The sequence below is a fragment of the Bradyrhizobium sp. SZCCHNS3016 genome (genome assembly GCF_032484535.1).
Classification (GTDB): Bacteria; Pseudomonadota; Alphaproteobacteria; order Rhizobiales; family Xanthobacteraceae; genus Bradyrhizobium.
Map to the genome: position 1 here is coordinate 125,085 of NZ_JAUETE010000013.1, position 17,979 is coordinate 143,063.

General features: G+C 65.9%; 16 protein-coding genes and 1 pseudogene. 9 read left to right on the forward strand and 8 right to left on the reverse strand.

Translation table 11 applies throughout. The annotated features are described in order from the left end of the window. Positions 1 to 265: 265 nt before the first annotated feature. Together QW881_RS23745 and QW881_RS23750 are read left to right on the forward strand one after the other, a co-directional pair. Entirely contained in the window at positions 266 to 1,726 is a 1,461-nt protein-coding gene (locus tag QW881_RS23745) for a GH1 family beta-glucosidase (protein WP_315757497.1), read from the forward strand. Between the two features lie 283 nt (positions 1,727 to 2,009). Continuing rightward, complete coding sequence (locus QW881_RS23750; RefSeq protein ID WP_315757496.1) at positions 2,010 to 2,939, forward strand: hypothetical protein; 930 nt, start codon at positions 2,010 to 2,012, stop codon at positions 2,937 to 2,939. Positions 2,940 to 3,009: 70 nt separating this feature from the next. On the opposite strand, the gene QW881_RS23755 is transcribed toward QW881_RS23750, so the two are convergent. After that, on the reverse strand, positions 3,010 to 3,834 hold the full coding sequence (locus QW881_RS23755) for a hypothetical protein (RefSeq protein WP_315757495.1): 825 nt from the start codon (positions 3,832 to 3,834) through the stop codon (positions 3,010 to 3,012). 246 nt (positions 3,835 to 4,080) lie between these two features. Here QW881_RS23755 and QW881_RS23760 point away from each other — a divergent pair, with 246 nt between their 5' ends. The 3 genes and pseudogenes from QW881_RS23760 to QW881_RS23770 all read left to right on the forward strand — a co-directional run. Further along, positions 4,081 to 5,010 carry a DUF2167 domain-containing protein gene (locus tag QW881_RS23760; protein WP_315757494.1) on the forward strand — a complete coding sequence of 310 codons (930 nt, stop codon included), beginning with the start codon at positions 4,081 to 4,083 and terminating at the stop codon, positions 5,008 to 5,010. Beyond that, positions 5,007 to 5,732, forward strand: coding sequence for a site-2 protease family protein (locus QW881_RS23765; protein WP_315757493.1), 726 nt, complete (start codon positions 5,007 to 5,009; stop codon positions 5,730 to 5,732). Before QW881_RS23760 ends, QW881_RS23765 begins: the two co-directional genes overlap by 4 nt. 86 nt (positions 5,733 to 5,818) lie before the next feature. Further along, positions 5,819 to 6,004, forward strand: a pseudogene (locus QW881_RS23770) (ABC transporter ATP-binding protein); the annotation flags it as partial. A 48-nt stretch (positions 6,005 to 6,052) separates the two neighbouring features. Here QW881_RS23770 and QW881_RS23775 read toward each other — a convergent pair. Beyond that, positions 6,053 to 6,958, reverse strand: coding sequence for a hypothetical protein (locus QW881_RS23775; RefSeq protein WP_315757492.1), 906 nt, complete (start codon positions 6,956 to 6,958; stop codon positions 6,053 to 6,055). A gap of 403 nt (positions 6,959 to 7,361) precedes the next feature. Between QW881_RS23775 and QW881_RS23780 the strand changes: the two genes are divergently transcribed. From QW881_RS23780 to QW881_RS23790, 3 genes are read left to right on the forward strand one after another with little or no spacing between them, the layout of a single operon-like run. Then, positions 7,362 to 8,381, forward strand: coding sequence for a TRAP transporter substrate-binding protein (locus tag QW881_RS23780; protein WP_315757491.1), 1,020 nt, complete (start codon positions 7,362 to 7,364; stop codon positions 8,379 to 8,381). A gap of 35 nt (positions 8,382 to 8,416) precedes the next feature. After that, positions 8,417 to 10,303, forward strand: a complete 1,887-nt coding sequence (locus QW881_RS23785; protein ID WP_315757490.1) for a TRAP transporter large permease subunit — start codon at positions 8,417 to 8,419, stop codon at positions 10,301 to 10,303. Positions 10,304 to 10,331: 28 nt separating this feature from the next. Then, positions 10,332 to 11,975, forward strand: a complete 1,644-nt coding sequence (locus tag QW881_RS23790; RefSeq protein WP_315757489.1) for an acyl-CoA synthetase — start codon at positions 10,332 to 10,334, stop codon at positions 11,973 to 11,975. Between the two features lie 43 nt (positions 11,976 to 12,018). On the opposite strand, the gene QW881_RS23795 is transcribed toward QW881_RS23790, so the two are convergent. Both QW881_RS23795 and QW881_RS23800 read right to left on the reverse strand, forming a co-directional pair. Further along, the gene (locus QW881_RS23795; RefSeq protein ID WP_315757488.1) at positions 12,019 to 12,255 is read right to left on the reverse strand and encodes a helix-turn-helix transcriptional regulator; all 237 of its coding nucleotides are present in this window, start codon (positions 12,253 to 12,255) and stop codon (positions 12,019 to 12,021) included. 6 nt (positions 12,256 to 12,261) lie between these two features. After that, positions 12,262 to 12,810 carry a DUF2975 domain-containing protein gene (locus QW881_RS23800; protein WP_315757487.1) on the reverse strand — a complete coding sequence of 183 codons (549 nt, stop codon included), beginning with the start codon at positions 12,808 to 12,810 and terminating at the stop codon, positions 12,262 to 12,264. Between the two features lie 76 nt (positions 12,811 to 12,886). Here QW881_RS23800 and QW881_RS23805 point away from each other — a divergent pair, with 76 nt between their 5' ends. Continuing rightward, on the forward strand, positions 12,887 to 13,471 hold the full coding sequence (locus tag QW881_RS23805) for a hypothetical protein (protein ID WP_315757486.1): 585 nt from the start codon (positions 12,887 to 12,889) through the stop codon (positions 13,469 to 13,471). A 5-nt stretch (positions 13,472 to 13,476) separates the two neighbouring features. Here QW881_RS23805 and QW881_RS23810 read toward each other — a convergent pair whose 3' ends face one another. From QW881_RS23810 to metG, 4 genes are all read right to left on the reverse strand, one after another. Further along, on the reverse strand, positions 13,477 to 14,106 hold the full coding sequence (locus QW881_RS23810; protein ID WP_315757485.1) for an antibiotic biosynthesis monooxygenase family protein: 630 nt from the start codon (positions 14,104 to 14,106) through the stop codon (positions 13,477 to 13,479). Positions 14,107 to 14,283: 177 nt separating this feature from the next. Then, positions 14,284 to 15,084, reverse strand: coding sequence for an MBL fold metallo-hydrolase (locus tag QW881_RS23815; RefSeq protein WP_315757484.1), 801 nt, complete (start codon positions 15,082 to 15,084; stop codon positions 14,284 to 14,286). Continuing rightward, positions 15,081 to 15,872, reverse strand: coding sequence for a TatD family hydrolase (locus QW881_RS23820; protein ID WP_315757483.1), 792 nt, complete (start codon positions 15,870 to 15,872; stop codon positions 15,081 to 15,083). The genes QW881_RS23815 and QW881_RS23820 overlap by 4 nt, the downstream gene beginning before the upstream one ends. Continuing rightward, positions 15,872 to 17,944, reverse strand: coding sequence for a methionine--tRNA ligase (gene metG / locus QW881_RS23825; RefSeq protein ID WP_315757482.1), 2,073 nt, complete (start codon positions 17,942 to 17,944; stop codon positions 15,872 to 15,874). Before metG ends, QW881_RS23820 begins: the two co-directional genes overlap by 1 nt. Positions 17,945 to 17,979 lie beyond the last annotated feature (35 nt).

Below are 17,979 nucleotides of genomic sequence, written 5' to 3' on the forward strand. Positions count from 1 at the left end.
GCGTAATCGGGCACCGCTGTCGAGCCGAGGCCGCTACGAACCGACGGTGCGAGCAGTCGCGTTTCACTGCCGCCGCAGCCGTGCGGCGGTCACAATGCCGAGCGCGGCGTCCTCGGTCATTGACGCGCCGATTCCGGACGCAGATGTGATCGGGGCCGCTCCATTGCCGCCATCTCGGGCGGTTCAAATCGGAGCCCAGATATGGTTCGTAGTGCTTTCGCCGTTCCGATCGGGCACGATACCAACAGAGGTTTGAGGTTCATCAATGCCGAACGACGTCTCCCGCCGTGATCTTGCAAAGCTGGCCGGGCTGGCCGCCCTCGGGGCGGCCAATGGCCCAGCGCAAGCGGAGGAGGGCGCGGTGAAGGAGGACATCGGGCGGCGGTTTCCCGCAGATTTCGTGTGGGGGACGGCGACGTCGTCGTACCAGATCGAGGGCGGGGCTACGGCCGATGGCCGTGGACCGTCGATCTGGGACGTGTTCACGCATTTGCAGGGCAACATCGAGGACGGCAGCACCGGCGACGTCGCCTGTGATCACTACAACCGCTACAAGGACGACGTGCGGCTGATCAAGGAGCTCGGCTGCCGGGCCTATCGGTTCTCGATCGCCTGGCCCCGGCTGTTTCCCGACGGCGGGCTGACGCCCAATCCGAAGGGCCTCGACTTCTACAACCGGCTCGTCGACGAGCTCCTGGCGAACGGCATCACGCCGTACGCAACGCTGTATCATTGGGATCTGCCGCAGGCGCTGCAGGACCGTGTCGGCGGCTGGCTCTCGGCCGACACGGCCAAGGCCTTTGCGCATTATGCGGGCTACGTCGCGCAGCATCTCGGCGACCGTGTCAAGACCATCTTCACCATCAACGAATGCGGCCGCTTCGTCCCGTTCGGCTATGGCCTCGGCGTCGACGCGCCCGGGCTGAAGCTGCCGCAGCAGCAGGTCAACCAGGCGCGCCATCACGTGGCGCTGGCGCACGGTCTCGCCGTCCAGGCCATCCGCTCCGGCGGGCGCGCCAGCATGCGCGTCGGCATGGCCGAGAACATCACGGCCTGCCTGCCGGCGATCGACACGCCGGAGAACATCCGCGCCGCCGAGATCGCGACGCGCGAATTGAATGCCGGCTTCCTCAACGTCATCCTCGAGGGGCGCTACACGGAGGGTTTCCTGGCGTGGTCCGGCAAGGATGCGCCGAAATTCACCGCCGACGAACTGAAGATCATTTCGGCGCCGGTCGATTTCGTCGGCCTCAACATCTACGCGCCGCAAGCCTATGTCGTCGCGTCGGACCGTGCGGCCGGATTCGACGTGCTGCCGATGCCGTCCTCGTTCCCGCACATGAGCTCACCCTGGCTGCTGGTCGGTCCGGAGACAGCCTATTGGGTGCCGAAGCTCGCCGCCAAGATCTGGAATCTCCAGACCATCTACATCACCGAGAACGGCACCTCCTCGGACGACAAGCTGACTGCCGACGGCAAGGTCTACGACCTCGACCGCGTGATGTATCTGCGCAACTATCTCGCCCAGCTGCAGCGCGCAACGTCCGAGGGCGTGCCCGTGAAGGGCTACTTCCTGTGGAGCCTGCTGGACAATTTCGAGTGGGTGTTCGGCTACAAGCAGCGCTTCGGCATCTATCACGTCGACTTCGACACCCAGGTGCGCTCGCCCAAGCTCAGCGCGTCGTACTACCATCACGTGATCAGCCGCAACGCCGTGAGCGCGTGAAGCGCCGCCACGCTCGATCGGGACGACATTCCGTTCGACATCGGCCGCAAGGCCAACCGAGTCCAGCTGGACGCAGTCGGCGCCGTTCAGGCGGCCAATGCGCGCCGTTGACATCCGACGCATTGAGTGTCGGCGCGCCGGCCTTCGCGCCGGGATTGCAAATCCATGACGCGGAAAGCACACCTTGTGCGACTCTTTTGCGCGCATGCCGTTTTCGGGGCGAAAGCTGGCTGCAGATGACGTAAACCGGCAATCTGCCGGCCCCTCAAGCGAGTTTTCGAGCATGCAAGTTTCCGTTGTTTGTCCGCCAGCCGTCCGCGCCGGCGTTCTGTTCTGCGTCCTCGGAATGATCGCTGGCTCTGGCGCCTGGGCCCAGGGAGCCGCGAACGATGCGGCCAAGCCCGCGACGGAGCAGTCTGCCGCGCCGCCGGCCGACAAGCCCGCAGAGTCCGAGCCGAAACCCGCGGTCGCTGAAACCAGGCCCGCCGAGCAGCCCTCGGATGCCGCCGGCAAGCCTGCGGCCGAGCCTGAGAAGACGGCCGAGAAGCCCGGCGAGCCAGCCGCTGCGGACACCAAGCCCGTTCAGGCCACAGACAGCGCGAGCCAGCCGCCGGCGGACAAAGTATCAACCGAAAAAACCGCGACGGATGTTGCGGCCGAGAGCAAGCCGGCCGAGGCCAAATCCGAGACCAAGGTCGAACCGAACTCCGGCACCGACGTCGGCCAGAAGCCGGCCGTGACCGAGTCGAAACCGGCAGAGCCCACTCTGGCCGTTCAGCCCGCTGCCGTCGCCAAGGACGCGCCCGCATCGGAGAAGATCGAGGAGAAGGCCGCCGAGAGCAAGCCCGCTGCCGCTGCGCCGGCGGAAAGGCCGGCCGCCGCCGCCGACGTGAAGCCCGCGGCGGCGCCGGCCGAGCCCAAGAAATCCGAGCCGCCAGCCGCAGCTTCGCCCGCGGCCACGCCGGAGAAGGCGGCTGCGAAGCAGAACACCGCAACCACGTCAGCCAAGCCCGAACGGCACGGCCAAGCGCATCAACATGCCGTGGACGACGCCAAGCGCGAGCACCGCGCCCGCAAGCCCAAGAGCCAAACGAAGAGCGAAATGAAGCGGGAGGCGAAGAGGGGTGGTGCCAGCTGCAAGAGCTTCCGCACCTATGACGCGGAGAAGGGCACCTATCGCGGCTACGACGGGCGCGTTCACACCTGCTCGTAAGGACCGATCGGCGAGTGCGCTCATCGGCGGCGGCCAAGACCGCCACCGATCGCCGCTGCCGATCACACCATCAACGCGGCATCGGCGGCTGAATGCCCGAGGTGTTGCGGGTAAAGAGTGTCCCGAACGTCGAGCCCTGCGGCTGCGCCGGCTGCGGACGGGCCATTCCCGTCGTGGTCCGCTGCTGCGGCGTCACGATGATCTGCTGGGGCGGGCCCGGGGGGACCGCAGTGCCGCGTGCCTGCACCGCCTGGTTCGACATCCGCGACACCAGTCGCATCAGCTGATCCTGGCCGGCCTGCAGTTGCTCGATGGCGCGGGTGTGATCGCGGCTGGCCTGATCCTGCGTTGACTTGATCTGCTCGATGCCCTGCTGCAGCTCGGCGATGTCGCGCGCCATCCTCTGCATCAACGTGCCCGGCTCACGGGCGCCGGTGGTGTCTTCCGCTCCCCTCAGCGAGGCATTCGACATCATGGCATCCTCGCTGCCCTGCTGGACCGACGCCTCATCCTGCGACGCTTCGCTGGCGCCCGGCATCCAGCGGTCCATCAGCGAGGTGCCGGCGTCGCGCTGCGACCAGGCGACGGAGCCACCGACCAGCACGACCAGCAGAGCGAGACCAACGGCGTTGCGCCCGCGCAGCTTGCCGAGCGGCGCCTTCATCCGCGTCCAGCGGCTGGCCCCGCTGCCTGTCGCCTCGCTCGTGCTCGCCGCCGCAGCAGCATCCGCCGCCACACCCGGCTTCTCGATCGCCGCGAGCCGCGTATCGATTCGGGTCAGCACCTCGCGCAGCACCCGCCGGTACAGTTGATCGTAGCTTGCCTTCTCGGGCTTCTCCGGGGCGAGGCCGATCTCGCTCTGATCAATCTGTTGCACGTTCTGTGTGGACTGCATTGCTGATCCCCAAACCCTCTAGCCCGCCGCCGACGCCGCTGTTCTCTTTGAATTTTCAAACGTGACTCGACCCGCCGCTTTGGCCGAAAGCAAGACAGCGTCGTGACGAGGAGGGGGCCTTTTCGGACCATCTCTCCCTCGGTGCAGCGCCAGCAGATCGCTTCGAGAGGCCTGAATCCGCCCTTGGTTGCGCACCGCCGAGCCTTCGAGGTACTATCCGACCGATGTTTTTGGGGATTGGGGCCGGTGAAAAGCTTGATTGTCATTGCGCGCGCAGTGGTGTGCGCAGCGTTCGTAATCCTTGCCGCTCACGTGCAGGCCGCGCCAGCGGATGAGGCCACGCGCAAGGCTGAATTGATGGCGGCCTGGCAGGCGGCGAGCCAGGCGGGCACCGACGGACCAAGCGACGTCGTGCTGATCGATCAGGGCACGCTGAAGCTGCCGGCCGACTACTTCTACGTGCCGAAGAGCGAAGGTCTGCGGGTCCTACGCGCGCTCGGCAACGTCGTCAACGACGCGACCTTCGTCGGGTTGGTCGTCGGCAGACGCCAGAACGACGATTGGATGGTGGTCATCAAGCACATCAAGGACGGCTACATCAAAGACGACGACGCCAAGAACTGGAACGCGGACGATCTCCTGAGCAACCTTCGCGCCGGCGCCGAGGAGGCGAACAGGGACCGTGCGGCGCGCGGATTTCCGGAAATGGCCGTCGTTGGCTGGGTCGAGCCCCCGGCCTACGATGCCACGACACATCGTCTCGTCTGGTCGCTCCTCGCGAAGGAGAAGGGCCAGCCCGACGATGCGCCGAAGAACGTCAACTACAACACCTACGCGCTCGGGCGCGACGGCTATTTCAGCCTGAACCTCCTGTCCGGCTCGGAGCGGATCGCGGGGGACAAGGCGGTGGCGCACGAGCTGCTGTCCGATCTCTCCTACAATGCCGGCAAGCGCTATGAGGATTTCAGCGCGAGCACGGATCGGATCGCCGAATATGGATTGCTTGCGCTGGTCGGCGGCGTTGCCGCGAAGAAGCTCGGGCTGCTGGCGCTGACCGGTGCGTTCGTCCTGAAGTTCGCCAAGATCATCATCTTCGCCGTCGTCGGCGCCGGGGCCGCGGTCATGAACTTCTTGCGCCGCAAGCCGCGCGGCGACAACGCGGGCGGGCCGGCGTGAAGGCTCTCCTGCTGATCCTGTTCTCCGGCCTGAAATGGGGGAAGCTCGCCATGAGCGGCGGCACGATGCTGCTGTCGCTGGTCGTCAATGCCGGCATCTGGGGCTGGCGCTATGCGGCCGGCTTCATTGCGCTCCTGTTTGCCCATGAGATGGGGCACTACATCGCCGCACGCCAGCGCGGCCTCGACGTCGGGGCTCCCGCCTTCATCCCGTTCGTTGGCGCCTGGATCGCGCTCAAGGAGCAGCCGGTCGACGTCGAGACGGAAGCCTATGTGGCACTCGCCGGTCCGCTGGTCGGGACCGCCGCCGCGCTTGCGGTCTATCTGTGGGCGCGATCGGGCGACAGCAATCTGCTGCTTGCAATCGCCTATTCCGGCCTGTTCCTCAACCTGTTCAACCTGCTGCCGATCTCGCCGCTGGACGGCGGCCGCGTCACCAGCGTGCTGAGTCCGCGCATCTGGCTGCTTGGCGTTCCCATGCTGCTGACCTTGATGCTCTATCGGCCGAGCCCGATGCTGATCATCATCGCCATCCTCGCAGCCCCGCAACTGATGAAGGCCTGGCGCTACGATCCCGGCGCGCCCGAGAACGTCGCCTATTACGGCACGACGCTGCAGACGAAGCTCGAATATGCCGGGACTTATCTCGCGCTGGCGGCGCTTCTCGCCGTCATGACCTACGACGTGCACGAGATGCTTGGGCACTTGCGTCAGCTTGGCTGAATGCTGTTGAGGTCGCCGCTTCAGTTGAGAAGCTTCATGTAGGTCAAGGCACCGCCTCGTCGTGAGGACATGGGCCTTCCTCAGCGTCTGAGGTCGCCGACTTCTCCGACCTCATCCGCGAATTCCGCGACGTGCTGCTGGTCGATCACAACGTCAAGAGCGTGTCGGCGCTGGTCGATCGCGTGCTCGCGATGTATCTCGGCGAGAAGATCGCCGAGGGCAGGGCGACCGAGGTGATGCAGGACGAGACAGTGCGCCGCGTCTATGAGGGACAGGAGCAGGGGTGCCCAGCTCCCTGCCCGGATCTCATTCGTTCGGAGCTACGGGAAACGGGGCGGGCGCGCCTGGGGCGGCCGGGGCGCGAGGCGCGCCGCTGCGCCGACGGTCGTCGGTTCGGTCTTCGCTGCGCGGAACGTGCGCGCGAGCTGGTCCTGGCTTGCCTGCAGCTGTTCGATCGCCCTGGCGTGATCGCGGTTGGCCTGCTCCTGGCTGGCCTTGAGCTCCTGAAACCCGCTCTGCAGCTCGGCGACATCATGCGCGATCTTCTCGATCAGCGGCGCGACGTCCCGGTCGGGAGCGGGCGGCATGTCATGCTCCGGCGTTGCCTCCGCCATCGCGGAGGATGGATCGCTGGAGCGCGTTGATACTGATGCTGATGATGTCTCGGGTGTCGGCGAAACGGATGGTGATGGCGAGGAAGGGGCCGTCTCTGCCGTCTCGGCCGCGCTCGATCCGCTCGCCGCCGTCTCCGGTGACCCGGCCGGATTCACCGTCTGAGCGTTCTCACGCCGGATGGATTGAACCGCCGCTTCGATCCGGTCCGTGACGGAGGTGATGGTCTCGGTATGGTCCCGCGCCAAGGTGACGGCAGCGCCGACGAGCCCGGCTGACGCTATCAGCGTGATCATCGCCCGCAATACGGGCCGGCGCCGGGCTGGCGGAGCCGCTTCCACGGGCTCGCCGCCTGCAGCGGGGTCGGCAGCCTCGACTGCATCAGCGGCTGCCTGGGCCTCGATGGCGGCGATCCGCTGGTCGATACGTGCGCGTACCTCGGCCAGCACCCGCTGATAGATCTCCTCGCAGATATCGTCGTCGGGCGGCAGCGCGACATCACCCGGATCAACTTCCTTCGGCGTCGACTGAACTGGCATGTCTTCGGGTCCCATTCGCGATACGCCCGTGCCCAATCCTGAAGGATGCGCTTTTGACCTCTGGGCTTTGACCAAACGAAGACTGCGGGGTGACAAGGCGGGGGCGATTTCGCACAGGCGCCGACGTGCGCTGGGCGGGCCGTTGTGCGGCTTCTCACGTCAGGAGCCGCCCATATCCAATTCGCATAAGGTATATTATGGAATATTTATATGATTAGGGAATTCAGAGACTTGCGGCCAACACCTCAAACTCTGCCGTAGCACCGAGCCTGCAGCCCGCGTCGCGAGCACGACCATCGCCGCTCGCCATTGGCGCCTGAAACCCGCGCCAAGGCGCCCGCAGCGAACGCCGCATATTGCTGCTGCGGCTCATCGCTGCAATAAGCGCTGATGACGCTGCTGACGTCGCGGGATTCGGACCGCGCCATCATGCGGCGACTGGATGCAACAAGAAGAAGCTTCTCAGGGAGAAACGAGCATGAGCCTGTCACGACGCGCGCTGCTGAAGGCCTCCGTAGCGTCAGCCGTACTGGGTGGGATCGCGGCGCCGCATGTGGCGCGCGCCCAGAGCGCCGAATTCACCTACAAGTACGCCAACAACCTGCCCGACACCCATCCGCTCAACGTTCGTGCCAAGGAGATGGCGGCGGCGATCAAGGCCGAGACCAACGGCAAGTTCGACCTGCAGATCTTCCCGAACAACCAGCTCGGTTCCGACACGGACATGCTGAGCCAGATCCGCTCCGGCGGAGTCGAGTTCTTCACGCTGTCCGGCCTGATCCTGGCGACCCTGGTGCCGGCGGCGTCGATCAACGGGATCGGCTTCGCGTTCCCGGACTACGACACGGTCTGGAAGGCCATGGACGGCGATCTCGGCGCTTACGTGCGCGGCCAGATCAACAAGGCCGGCCTGGTGGTCATGGACAAGATCTGGGACAACGGCTTCCGCCAGACGACCTCGTCGACCAAGCCGATCAATGGGCCCGACGACCTCAAGGGCTTCAAGATCCGCGTGCCGGTGTCGCCGCTGTGGACCTCGATGTTCAAGGCATTCGAGGCGGCGCCCGCCTCGATCAATTTCAGCGAGGTCTATTCGGCGCTGCAAACCAAGGTCGTCGAAGGTCAGGAAAATCCGCTGGCGATCATCTCGACCGCCAAGCTCTACGAGGTGCAGAAATACTGCTCGCTGACCAACCACATGTGGGACGGCTTCTGGTTCCTGGCGAACCGCCGCGCCTGGGAGGCCGTGCCGGCCGACATGCGCGCCATCGTCGCCAAGCACATCAATGCGGCCGCCGTGAAGGAGCGTGAGGACGTCGCCAAGCTCAATGCCGGCCTGCAAGCGGAGCTCGCCTCGAAGGGCCTGACCTTCAATCAGCCCAACGTCGCGCCGTTCCGCGACAAGCTGCGCTCCGCCGGCTTCTATGCCGAGTGGAAGGGCAAATACGGCGATGAAGCCTGGGCGCTCTTGGAAAAGGCCGTCGGCAAGCTGTCCTGACGGGTTGATGGCTGAAGGCGCGTTCGGGTGACGTCATGGCGCATGCCGAGTTCACGGAAATCGCGATCAGCGAGGTGGTCATCGAGACCCCTCGCCGCCGGTCCTGGCTCGATGGCTTGGATGCCTTGCTGGGTCTTCTGGTCGAGATCCCAGCCGCGCTGCTGGTCGTGGCCGAGATCGTCATCCTGTTCGCGGGCGTCGTGGCGCGCTACGGCCTGCACCGGCCGCTGATCTGGTCGGACGAGCTGGCTTCGATCCTGTTCCTGTGGCTCGCAATGCTCGGCGCCGCGGTGGCGTTCCGCCGCGGCGAGCACATGCGGATGACGGCAATGGTGGCGCGCGCCAGCCCCGGCTTGCGCGCCTATCTCGATCTGGTCGCCACTGCCGCGGCGCTGGCGTTCCTGGTCATGATCGCCTGGCCGTCCTGGGAGTACGCCTACGAGGAAAGCTTCATCACGACGCCGGCGCTGCAGATCGAAAACATCTGGCGCGCCGCCGCGCTGCCGGTCGGCATCGGACTGATGGCGCTGTTCGCCCTCATCCGTCTCGCCCGCACGGCCAGCGTCAGGACGATGCTGCTGGCCGTCGTCTCTATCGCAGCCATCATCGCGCTGTTCTGGGTGGCGCAGCCGGTCCTGAAGCCACTCGGCAACATCAACCTCGTGATCTTCTTCGTCGGCGTGGTCGGCCTGTGCGTCTTCGCCGGCGTGCCGATCGCGTTCGCCTTCGGGCTCGCGATCTTCGGCTATCTGGCGCTGACGACGCGCACGCCGCTGATGGTGCTGGTCGGGCGCATGGACGAGGGCATGAGCCACTTGATCCTGCTGTCGGTGCCGCTGTTCGTCTTTCTCGGCCTGCTGATCGAGATGACCGGCATGGCGCGCGCAATGGTCGCGTTCCTCGCGAGCCTACTGGGGCACGTCCGCGGCGGGCTGCATTACGTGCTGGTCGGCGCGATGTACCTGGTGTCCGGCATCTCCGGCGCCAAGGCGGCCGACATGGCCGCGGTCGCGCCGGTGCTGTTCCCGGAGATGAAGGCGCGCGGCGCCAAGCCCGGCGATCTCGTCGCCCTGCTCGCCGCCACCGGCGCACAGACCGAGACGATTCCGCCGAGCCTGGTTCTGATCACGATCGGCTCCGTCACCGGCGTGTCGATCGCGGCGCTGTTCACCGGCGGCCTGCTGCCGGGCGTGGTGCTGGCGATCACGCTGTGCGCGCTGGTGTGGTGGCGTTACCGCAACGAGGACATGAGCGGCGTCCGCCGCGCGACGGGAGCCGAGATCAGCAAGGCCTTCATCGTCTCGCTCCCTGCCCTGGCCCTGCCCTTCGTGATCCGCGCTGCCGTCGTCGAGGGCGTCGCGACGGCGACGGAGGTCTCGACCATCGGCATCGTCTATGGCGTGCTGGCGGGCCTGCTGGTCTATCGCCGTTTCGACTGGCGCCGCCTGATGCCGATGCTGATCGAGACGGCGGCGCTGTCCGGCGCCATCCTGCTGATCATCGGGACCGCGACCGGCATGGCCTGGGGCCTGACGCAGTCCGGCTTCTCGCGCGCGCTGGCCTCCGCCATGACCGGGCTGCCGGGCGGCCCGGCGACGTTCATCGCGGTCTCGATCGTCGCCTTCACGATCCTGGGCAGCGTGCTCGAGGGCATTCCGGCGATCGTGCTGTTCGGCCCGCTGCTGTTTCCGATCGCGCGCGCCGTCGGCGTGCACGAGGTGCATTATGCCATGGTGATCATCCTGGCGATGGGAATTGGCCTGTTCGCACCGCCTTTCGGGGTCGGATATTACGCCGCCTGCGCCATCGGCCGGGTCGATCCGGCCGAGGGCATCCGCCCGATCTGGGGCTACCTGCTGGCGCTTCTGATCGGCCTCATCGTGGTCGCTATTTTCCCGTGGATTTCGATCGGCTTCCTGTAAACTCCTGAGATCACGAGGGAGGGTGGTGATGAGCACGAACCAGTATCAGCTCGGTCTGGACAAGACCCCGGCCAACTACGTGCCGCTGACCCCGCTCAGCTTCCTGGCGCGCAGCGCGGCCGTCTATCCCGACCATGTCAGCACGGTCTATGAGGGCCGCAGCTTCACCTGGCGCCAAACCTATGACCGCTGCCGGCGCTTCGCGTCGTACCTCGCGGGCCGCGGCATCGGCGTTGGCGACACGGTGGCTGCGATGCTGCCGAACATCCCCGCGATGAACGAGGCGCATTTTGCCGTGCCGATGGCCGGCGCCGTGCTCAACACGCTCAACATCCGCCTCGACGCGCCGTCGATCGCGTTCCAGCTCGATCACGGCCAGGCCAAGATCATCCTGGTCGATCCGGAGTTCTCCGGCGTGATCAGCGAAGCGCTGAAGCTGATGAGCGGCGCGAAGCCGTTCGTGATCGACGTCGACGACGCCTCCTATGCCGGCGGCAGCCGCATCGGGGAGATCGAGTACGAAGCCGCCGTCGCCTCGGGCGATCCGCTGTTCGAGCCGCGCCGTCCGGCGGACGAATGGGACGCGATCGCGATGAGCTACACCTCGGGCACCACAGGCAATCCCAAGGGCGTCGTCACCCATCACCGCGGTGCCTATCTGAACGCTGTCAGCAACATTCTCGCGGGCGGGCTCGGCCAGCATCCGGTCTATCTCTGGACCCTGCCGATGTTCCACTGCAACGGCTGGTGCTTCCCCTGGACCATGGCCGCCGCGGCCGGCGTCAATGTCTGCCTGCGTAAGGTTGAGCCGACCAGGATCTTCGAGCTGATCAAGACCCACGGCGTCACTCACATGTGCGGCGCGCCGATCGTCTACAACGTGCTGATCAATGCGCCCGACGCGCCCAAGGGCAAGCGCGACAAACCGGTGGTGGGGCTGATCGCGGGCGCCGCGCCGCCGGTCGCCGTGCTCGAAGGTGCCGAGAGCATCGGCATCAAGCTGACCCATGTCTACGGCCTGACGGAAGTCTACGGCCCCGCCTCGGTCTGCGCCGAGCAGCCCGGCTGGGACGACCTGCCGGCGCCCGAGCGCGCGCGGCTGAAGCGGCGCCAGGGCGTGCCCTATCCCTTGCAGGAAGCCGTCACTGTGCTCAATCCGGAGACGATGCAGGAGGTGCCGCGCGATGGCGAGACCATCGGCGAGGTCATGTTCCGCGGCAACATCGTCATGAAGGGCTATCTCAAGAACGAGAAGGCGACGCAGGAAGCTTTCGCCGGCGGCTGGTTTCACACCGGCGATCTCGGCGTGCTCGACGAGCACGGCTACGTCATCATCAAGGACCGCTCCAAGGACATCATCATCTCCGGCGGCGAGAACATCTCCTCCGTCGAGGTCGAGGACATCCTCTACAAGCACCCCGCCGTGCTGTTCGCCGCCGTCGTCGCCAAGCCCGATCCAAAATGGGGCGAAGTGCCCTGCGCCTTCGTCGAGCTGAAGGATGGCGCCGAGGCGACCGAAGCCGAGATCATCGCCTATTGCCGCAGCCACATGTCCGGCTTCAAGACGCCCAAGGTCGTGGTGTTCGGCCCGATCCCGAAGACATCGACGGGCAAGATCCAGAAATTCCTGCTGCGCAATCAGATCGACTCGGCCAAGGCGATCTCGGCGTAAGCCAAGGACATGCGCATGAGCGAGGCGCACGCGTGCGCCATGCTCATGCGGTCTCCGGCATGGTGGTGTCTTCGTTGCCTCTGCGATACTCGAGAATGTCACCGGGCTGGCAGCGCAGCACCTCACAGATCCGCGCAAGGGTGTCGAAACGCACGCCCTTCACCCGGCCCGATTTCAAGAGCGAGACGTTCTGCTCGGTGATACCGATGCGTTCGGCGAGCTCCTTGGATCGCATCTTGCGGCGCGCCAGCATGACGTCGAGATTGACGATGATCGGCATCACGCCTCACACGATGCTGGCGTTCTCTTCGGCGATCCGGGTCGCCTCAGCCATGACCCAGGCGACGGCGAGCAGCACGCTGCCAACGATCAGCGCGATGTAGTCGTTGACCGAGAGCGCGATACCGAGCTGCCGGCTGCCAGGCGGATTGCTGATGGTGAAGGCGATCAGCAGGGCCGTCGACGACAGCGGACCAAGCAAGGCCTGCGCCAGGACTGTGAGGGCGAAATCGCGCAAGCGGCGCGCTGTCGCCAGCGTGAAAACCATCCCTTCCGCAAAATCCAGGAACAGGGCTCTCACCTGCCACAACCCGTACAGCATCACGCCGACCGGGATCGCAGTCACCGCCGCGCCCAAAAGCACGCGATCCGGCGTGGTTTGCAGCTCCGCGCCAGCCGTGCCGAGGCGCGCCAGGAGCAGACCTCTCGTCCACTCCGGAATCACAAAGACGAGACACGTCGCTGCGGCGATCAAGACGATGCCGAGCCCCGTGATCCAGGCCATTACCCGGGAGAAGTGGCGCAGGCGACGGGATTGATCCGCACGGTCCACCATGACGAGCCTCCTATTGACCAGTGAATAATTTATCGTATTACGATAATTAATGACTGTCAAACGAAGGCTCCTCCTCATGCCCATGCATCCCTTCAAGCGGCTCGTTCTGGCCATCGGACTAACGTTGAGCGCTGTTGGTTGTGGCCATATGCCGGTGACCTCAATGGTCAAGCTGGCCCGGGTCGATTTCCAGACCAGCGACCCCGCACAGCTGCGCGCGGCCGTGAGACTGCCCACGAGTCTGCGGCCGCTGCCAGGTGGCGTGGTGCTGAGGATTGCCGTGAAACGCGGGCGCGGCGCGGAACAGCAGCGGGACTTCGTGCTGCGGGAAATTCCGGATCCCCCGGCTCTGGCGCAGGAGGCCGGAGCCGGCACGCGCATCTACGCCTACCGCCTCGAGGAGGCCGACACGGCGCGTCTACAGTCTTTTCGCGCCGAACTGATGGCGGAAAAGAACTCTGCCGGTGGCGGATCGGTCACGATCTCGGTCGCGCCGAAGGCCTGCACCACCGTAGCGCTGCCGGCTGGCCCCATCAACTTCACGACCTATCTGAGGACATCGGAGACCATCGACTATGTTACGCTGGCACGTGACGTCGATCTGCGCTCGATTGCTCCTGATCAGGCCGTGGTCGATGGCATTCCGCGCTGCCCCACCTGAGCTCGCTACGCGTCTCGTGTCTTCTCCGCGTAATATTGCGGCGCCTCGCGGCGGTCGTACATGCCGTAGTCGCGGGTGACTTCGACGACGCGGATGTTGTCGGCGCCGGGTTCGGCGAGCAGCTGCGTGCTCAGTGCGACGCCGGTCGGCTCGTCCGGCAATTCGACGAGATGCGCGAAGCGCCCTTCCCGGTAGACGCTCGAGAAGCTCGCGACCGGCAGGTCCGTCACGGCGCTTAGCTGCGGCCCCGCCGTCTCGACAGCCAGGACGTAGGTCGGCGCACGCCGCTTGGGATCGTTGTAGGTGCCTCGCCGCTCCGGCTGCCAAGCCGCCTGCCCTGGCTTCACCTCGTGGACCAACTCGGCGATACGCAGGCGATAGTCCGAGAACACCTTGTCGCGGCCGAGGGTCTGGATGTCGTGATGATGGGCGTGGACGCGCCAGGCGGTCATGGCGCCCTCGTCCTGCCAGATCTGATAGGAGAGGATAAGATTGTCACGCGCCAGGCTCCTGAAGCGGTCAAGGAACAGGCAGCCGCCGAGCGCATCGAGCTCGGGCCGCAGCGCCGCGGCGAGTTGCAGATATTGGTCGAGCCGACCTGGCTTGACCTCGACCTCGAAGAACAGCGACAGCATGGCAAGGCTGCTCCTTGTTAGTTCGCGAACATGATAGTCGCTGCGTAGGGTGGGCAAAGCGGCGCCGTCAGGCGCCGCGTGCCCACCGTCGGGCGGCGGACTCAAGAAGCAAGATGGTGGGCACGGCGCCATCGCAATCCCGCATGGGGAGAGAGCGCGGCCGCGCCTTTGCCCACCCTACGAATCCAGCTCCAGTCGCATGCCGTCATACGCCGGTACCACGCCATCGGGTAGGCTCTGGCGCAGCACCTCGTAGTCGAGATCGGCGGTCATGTTGGTGATGACGGCGCGCCTCGGCTTGAAGCGTTCGATCCAGGCGAGCGCGTCGTTGACCGAGAAATGGCTCGGATGCGAGGCAGGGCGCAGGCCGTCGACGATCCAGAGGTCGAGATCCTCCAGCACGCCCCAGCTCTCCTCGGGGATGTCGTTGAGGTCCGGCGTGTAGGCGGCATCGCCGATGCGATAGCCGAGCGCGGGGATGTTGCCGTGCTGGACCAGGAACGCCGTCAGCCTCAGCTCGCCACCCTTGCCTTCCACCGCCTGGGTCTCGCCCGCCTCGATCGCGTGCTGGGTCAGGATCGGCGGATAGTCGCTTCCCGGTGGCGAGATGAAGCAATAGGAGAACCGGTGCATGATGTCTTTCGCGGTCGACTGATTCAGGTAGACCGGAATGCGCCGGCGCTGATGCATCACCACCGAGCGCAGATCGTCGATGCCATGGGTCTGGTCGGCGTGCTCGTGCGTGAGAAACACCGCGTCGATGTGATCGACTTGCGTATCGATCAACTGCTCGCGCAGATCCGGCGAGGTGTCGATGACGACGCGCGTCACGCCATGTACTCCGCGGCGCTCAGCCAGAAGGGAGCAGCGCCTGCGGCGGTTCTTCGGGTTGTTGGGATCGCAGGCGCCCCACCCCAGCGCCGGGCGCGGCACGCCGGCCGAGGAGCCGCAGCCGAGAATGGTGAGCGTCAGCGTCATGCAGCCTCCTTTGACCGCGGCACCTTCGAGAACAGCTTGAAGAAGGTCTCGGTGGTTTGGCGCGAGAACTCCTCGAGCGAGACGCCGCGGGTCTCCGCCAGCACCTTCGCGGTCTCGACGACGTAGGCCGGCTCGTTGCGCTTGCCGCGGAACTTGCCGGGCGCGAGATATGGCGCGTCGGTCTCGACCATGATGCGGTCGGCGGGCACCTCGGCGGCGAGCGCCCGCAAGGCCTCCGACTTCTTGAACGTCACGATGCCCGTGAACGAGATGTGCAGTCCGAGATCGATCGCCTTCATCGCCAGCTCACGCCCGCCCGTGTAGCAATGCAGCACGGCCTGGAAAGGTCCGCGCGCCATCTCCTCCTCGAGGATGCGGCCGCACTGCTCGTCGGCCTCCCGGGTGTGGATCACCAGCGGCAGGCCGGTCTCGCGCGCCGCAGCGATGTGGGCGCGGAACCCGCGCTCCTGGGCGTCCTTCGAGCCGTGATCATAGAAGTTGTCGAGTCCGGCCTCGCCGAGCGCGACCACCTTGGGGTGATCAGTCAGCGCAATCAGCTCCGCGGCCGGAATGCCGTCCTCCTCGTCCGCATTGTGCGGATGGGTGCCGACCGAGCAGAAGACGTTGTCGAAACGCTCGGCGATGGCGAGCAGTTCGGGAAGCCGGCGCACCCGCGTCGAGATCGTCACCATGCGGCCGACGCCGGCGGCGGTGGCACGCGTGACGATGCCATCCAGATCCTCGGCGAAATCCGGAAAGTCCAGATGGCAATGGCTGTCGACCAGCATCACGCCGCCGTCGGCTCGATGTAGCGCGGGAACACCGCCTGGGGCGCCGGCAGCTGCGTGCCGGCCGCAATCCTGACATCGCCGCCGAGCCGCGCGAAGGTCCGCTCGTCCTCTGGGATGCCGAGGCTGTCGAGCAGCTTTGCCGACGCTGCCGGCATGACCGGCTGGGTCAGGATCGCGACCTGACGGATCACCTCGGCGGTGACATAGAGCACCGTGTGCTGGCGCGGCGGATCGGTCTTCGCCAGTGCCCAGGGCGCCTCACCCGCGAAATAGCGGTTGGCCTCGGCCACGACCGACCAGACCGCATTGAGCCATTGGTGGATCTGCTGCGTCGCCATGGCTTTCCGTGCGGCGCCGATCATCGCGTCGGCCTCCGCCAGGATCGCCTTGTCGTTGGCCGAGAACTCGCCGGGCTCCGGCAGCTGGCCTCCGAGCTGCTTTGCGATCATCGACAGCGAGCGCTGCGCGAGGTTGCCGAGGTCGTTGGCGAGATCGGCGTTGATGCGCGCGACGATCGCCTCGTGATTGTAGTTGCCGTCCTGGCCGAACGGCACCTCGCGCAGGAAGAAGTAGCGGAGCTGGTCGACGCCATACTGGTCGGCGAGATTGAACGGGTCGACGACGTTGCCGACCGATTTCGACATCTTCTCGCCCCTGTTGAACAGGAAGCCGTGCGCATAGACCCGCTTCGGCACCGGCACGGCGGCCGACATCAGGAACGCCGGCCAGTACACCGCATGGAAGCGGATGATGTCCTTGCCGATGACGTGCACGTCGGCCGGCCAGTATTTCCAGTTCGCATCGCTCTCGTCGGGAAAGCCGACGCCGGTGATGTAGTTGGTCAGCGCGTCGACCCACACATACATCACGTGCTCGTCGTCATGCGGCACCCGGACGCCCCAATCGAAAGTCGTGCGCGAGATCGACAGGTCCTTCAGCCCGCCCTTGACGAAGCTGATGATCTCGTTGCGCCGCGCGTCCGGCCCGATGAAATCGGGCTGGTTCTCATACAGCGCCAGCAGCTTCTCCTGATAGGCCGACAGGCGGAAGAAATAGCTCTTCTCCTCGACCCATTCGACCGGCGTGCCCTGCGGGCCGCGGCGGACGCTGTCCTCGCCGACCACCGTCTCGTCCTCGGCGTAATAGGCCTCGTCGCGTACCGAGTACCAGCCGGCATAGCTGTCGGCATAGATGTCGCCATTCTCGCGCATGCGGTTCCAGATCGCCTGGACGGAGCGATGATGCGCGGGCTCGGTGGTGCGGATGAAGCGGTCGAACGAGACGTTCAGCCGCTCGTCCATGTCGCGGAAGCGGCCGGCATTGCGGGTTGCGAGCTCCGATGGCGTCAGCCCCTCGTTCTGCGCGGTCTGCACCATCTTCAACCCGTGCTCGTCGGTGCCGGTCAGGAAGTACACGTCCTTGCCGTCGAGCCGCGCAAAGCGCGCGATGGCGTCGGTCGCGATCGCCTCATAGGCGTGGCCGATATGCGGGTTGCCGTTGGGATAGGCGATCGCGGTCGTGACGTAGAAGGTGTTCTTGACGACCGGCGCTGCGGCGACGTGCGCTACGATCTCATCGATCTCGACGACCAGGGCGGCCTCGACCTTCGGCTTGCGCGGTGCCTTCGGCTTCGCGGCGCGTGGCGGCCTCGGCGCTTCAACGATCACGGGCGCGGCCTTGTTCGGCACGGCCGGCTGTTTCGTCGCGGCGGGCTTCTTCGCTGCCGATTGCTTGTTCGTTGCTGCCGCGGGCTTGGCGACGGTCTTCTTGGCCGGCGGTGTGGCAGGCTTTGTCGCGGCCTTCTTGGCTGGCGCCTTCACAGCTTTCTTGGCGGCGCTCGTCGCGGCTTTCTTTGCCGCGCTCGCCGCCGGGGCTTTGCTCTTGGCTTTCGCGGGCGCCGTCTTGGATTTGGCGGCCCTGTTCTTGTTCTTGGCGTCCTTGTCCTTCGCCGCCTTCGCCTTGGCCGCGCTGGCCTTGCCCTTCGCGGGCGCCTTGGCGGCAGCCTTCTTCGCGCCGCTCTTGCTCGCGGGCTTGCCCTTCTTCACGGTTGTCTTGCTGGCCTTGGCCACGGCAGATTCCTCTTTGACGACGTCGGTCGACGGAT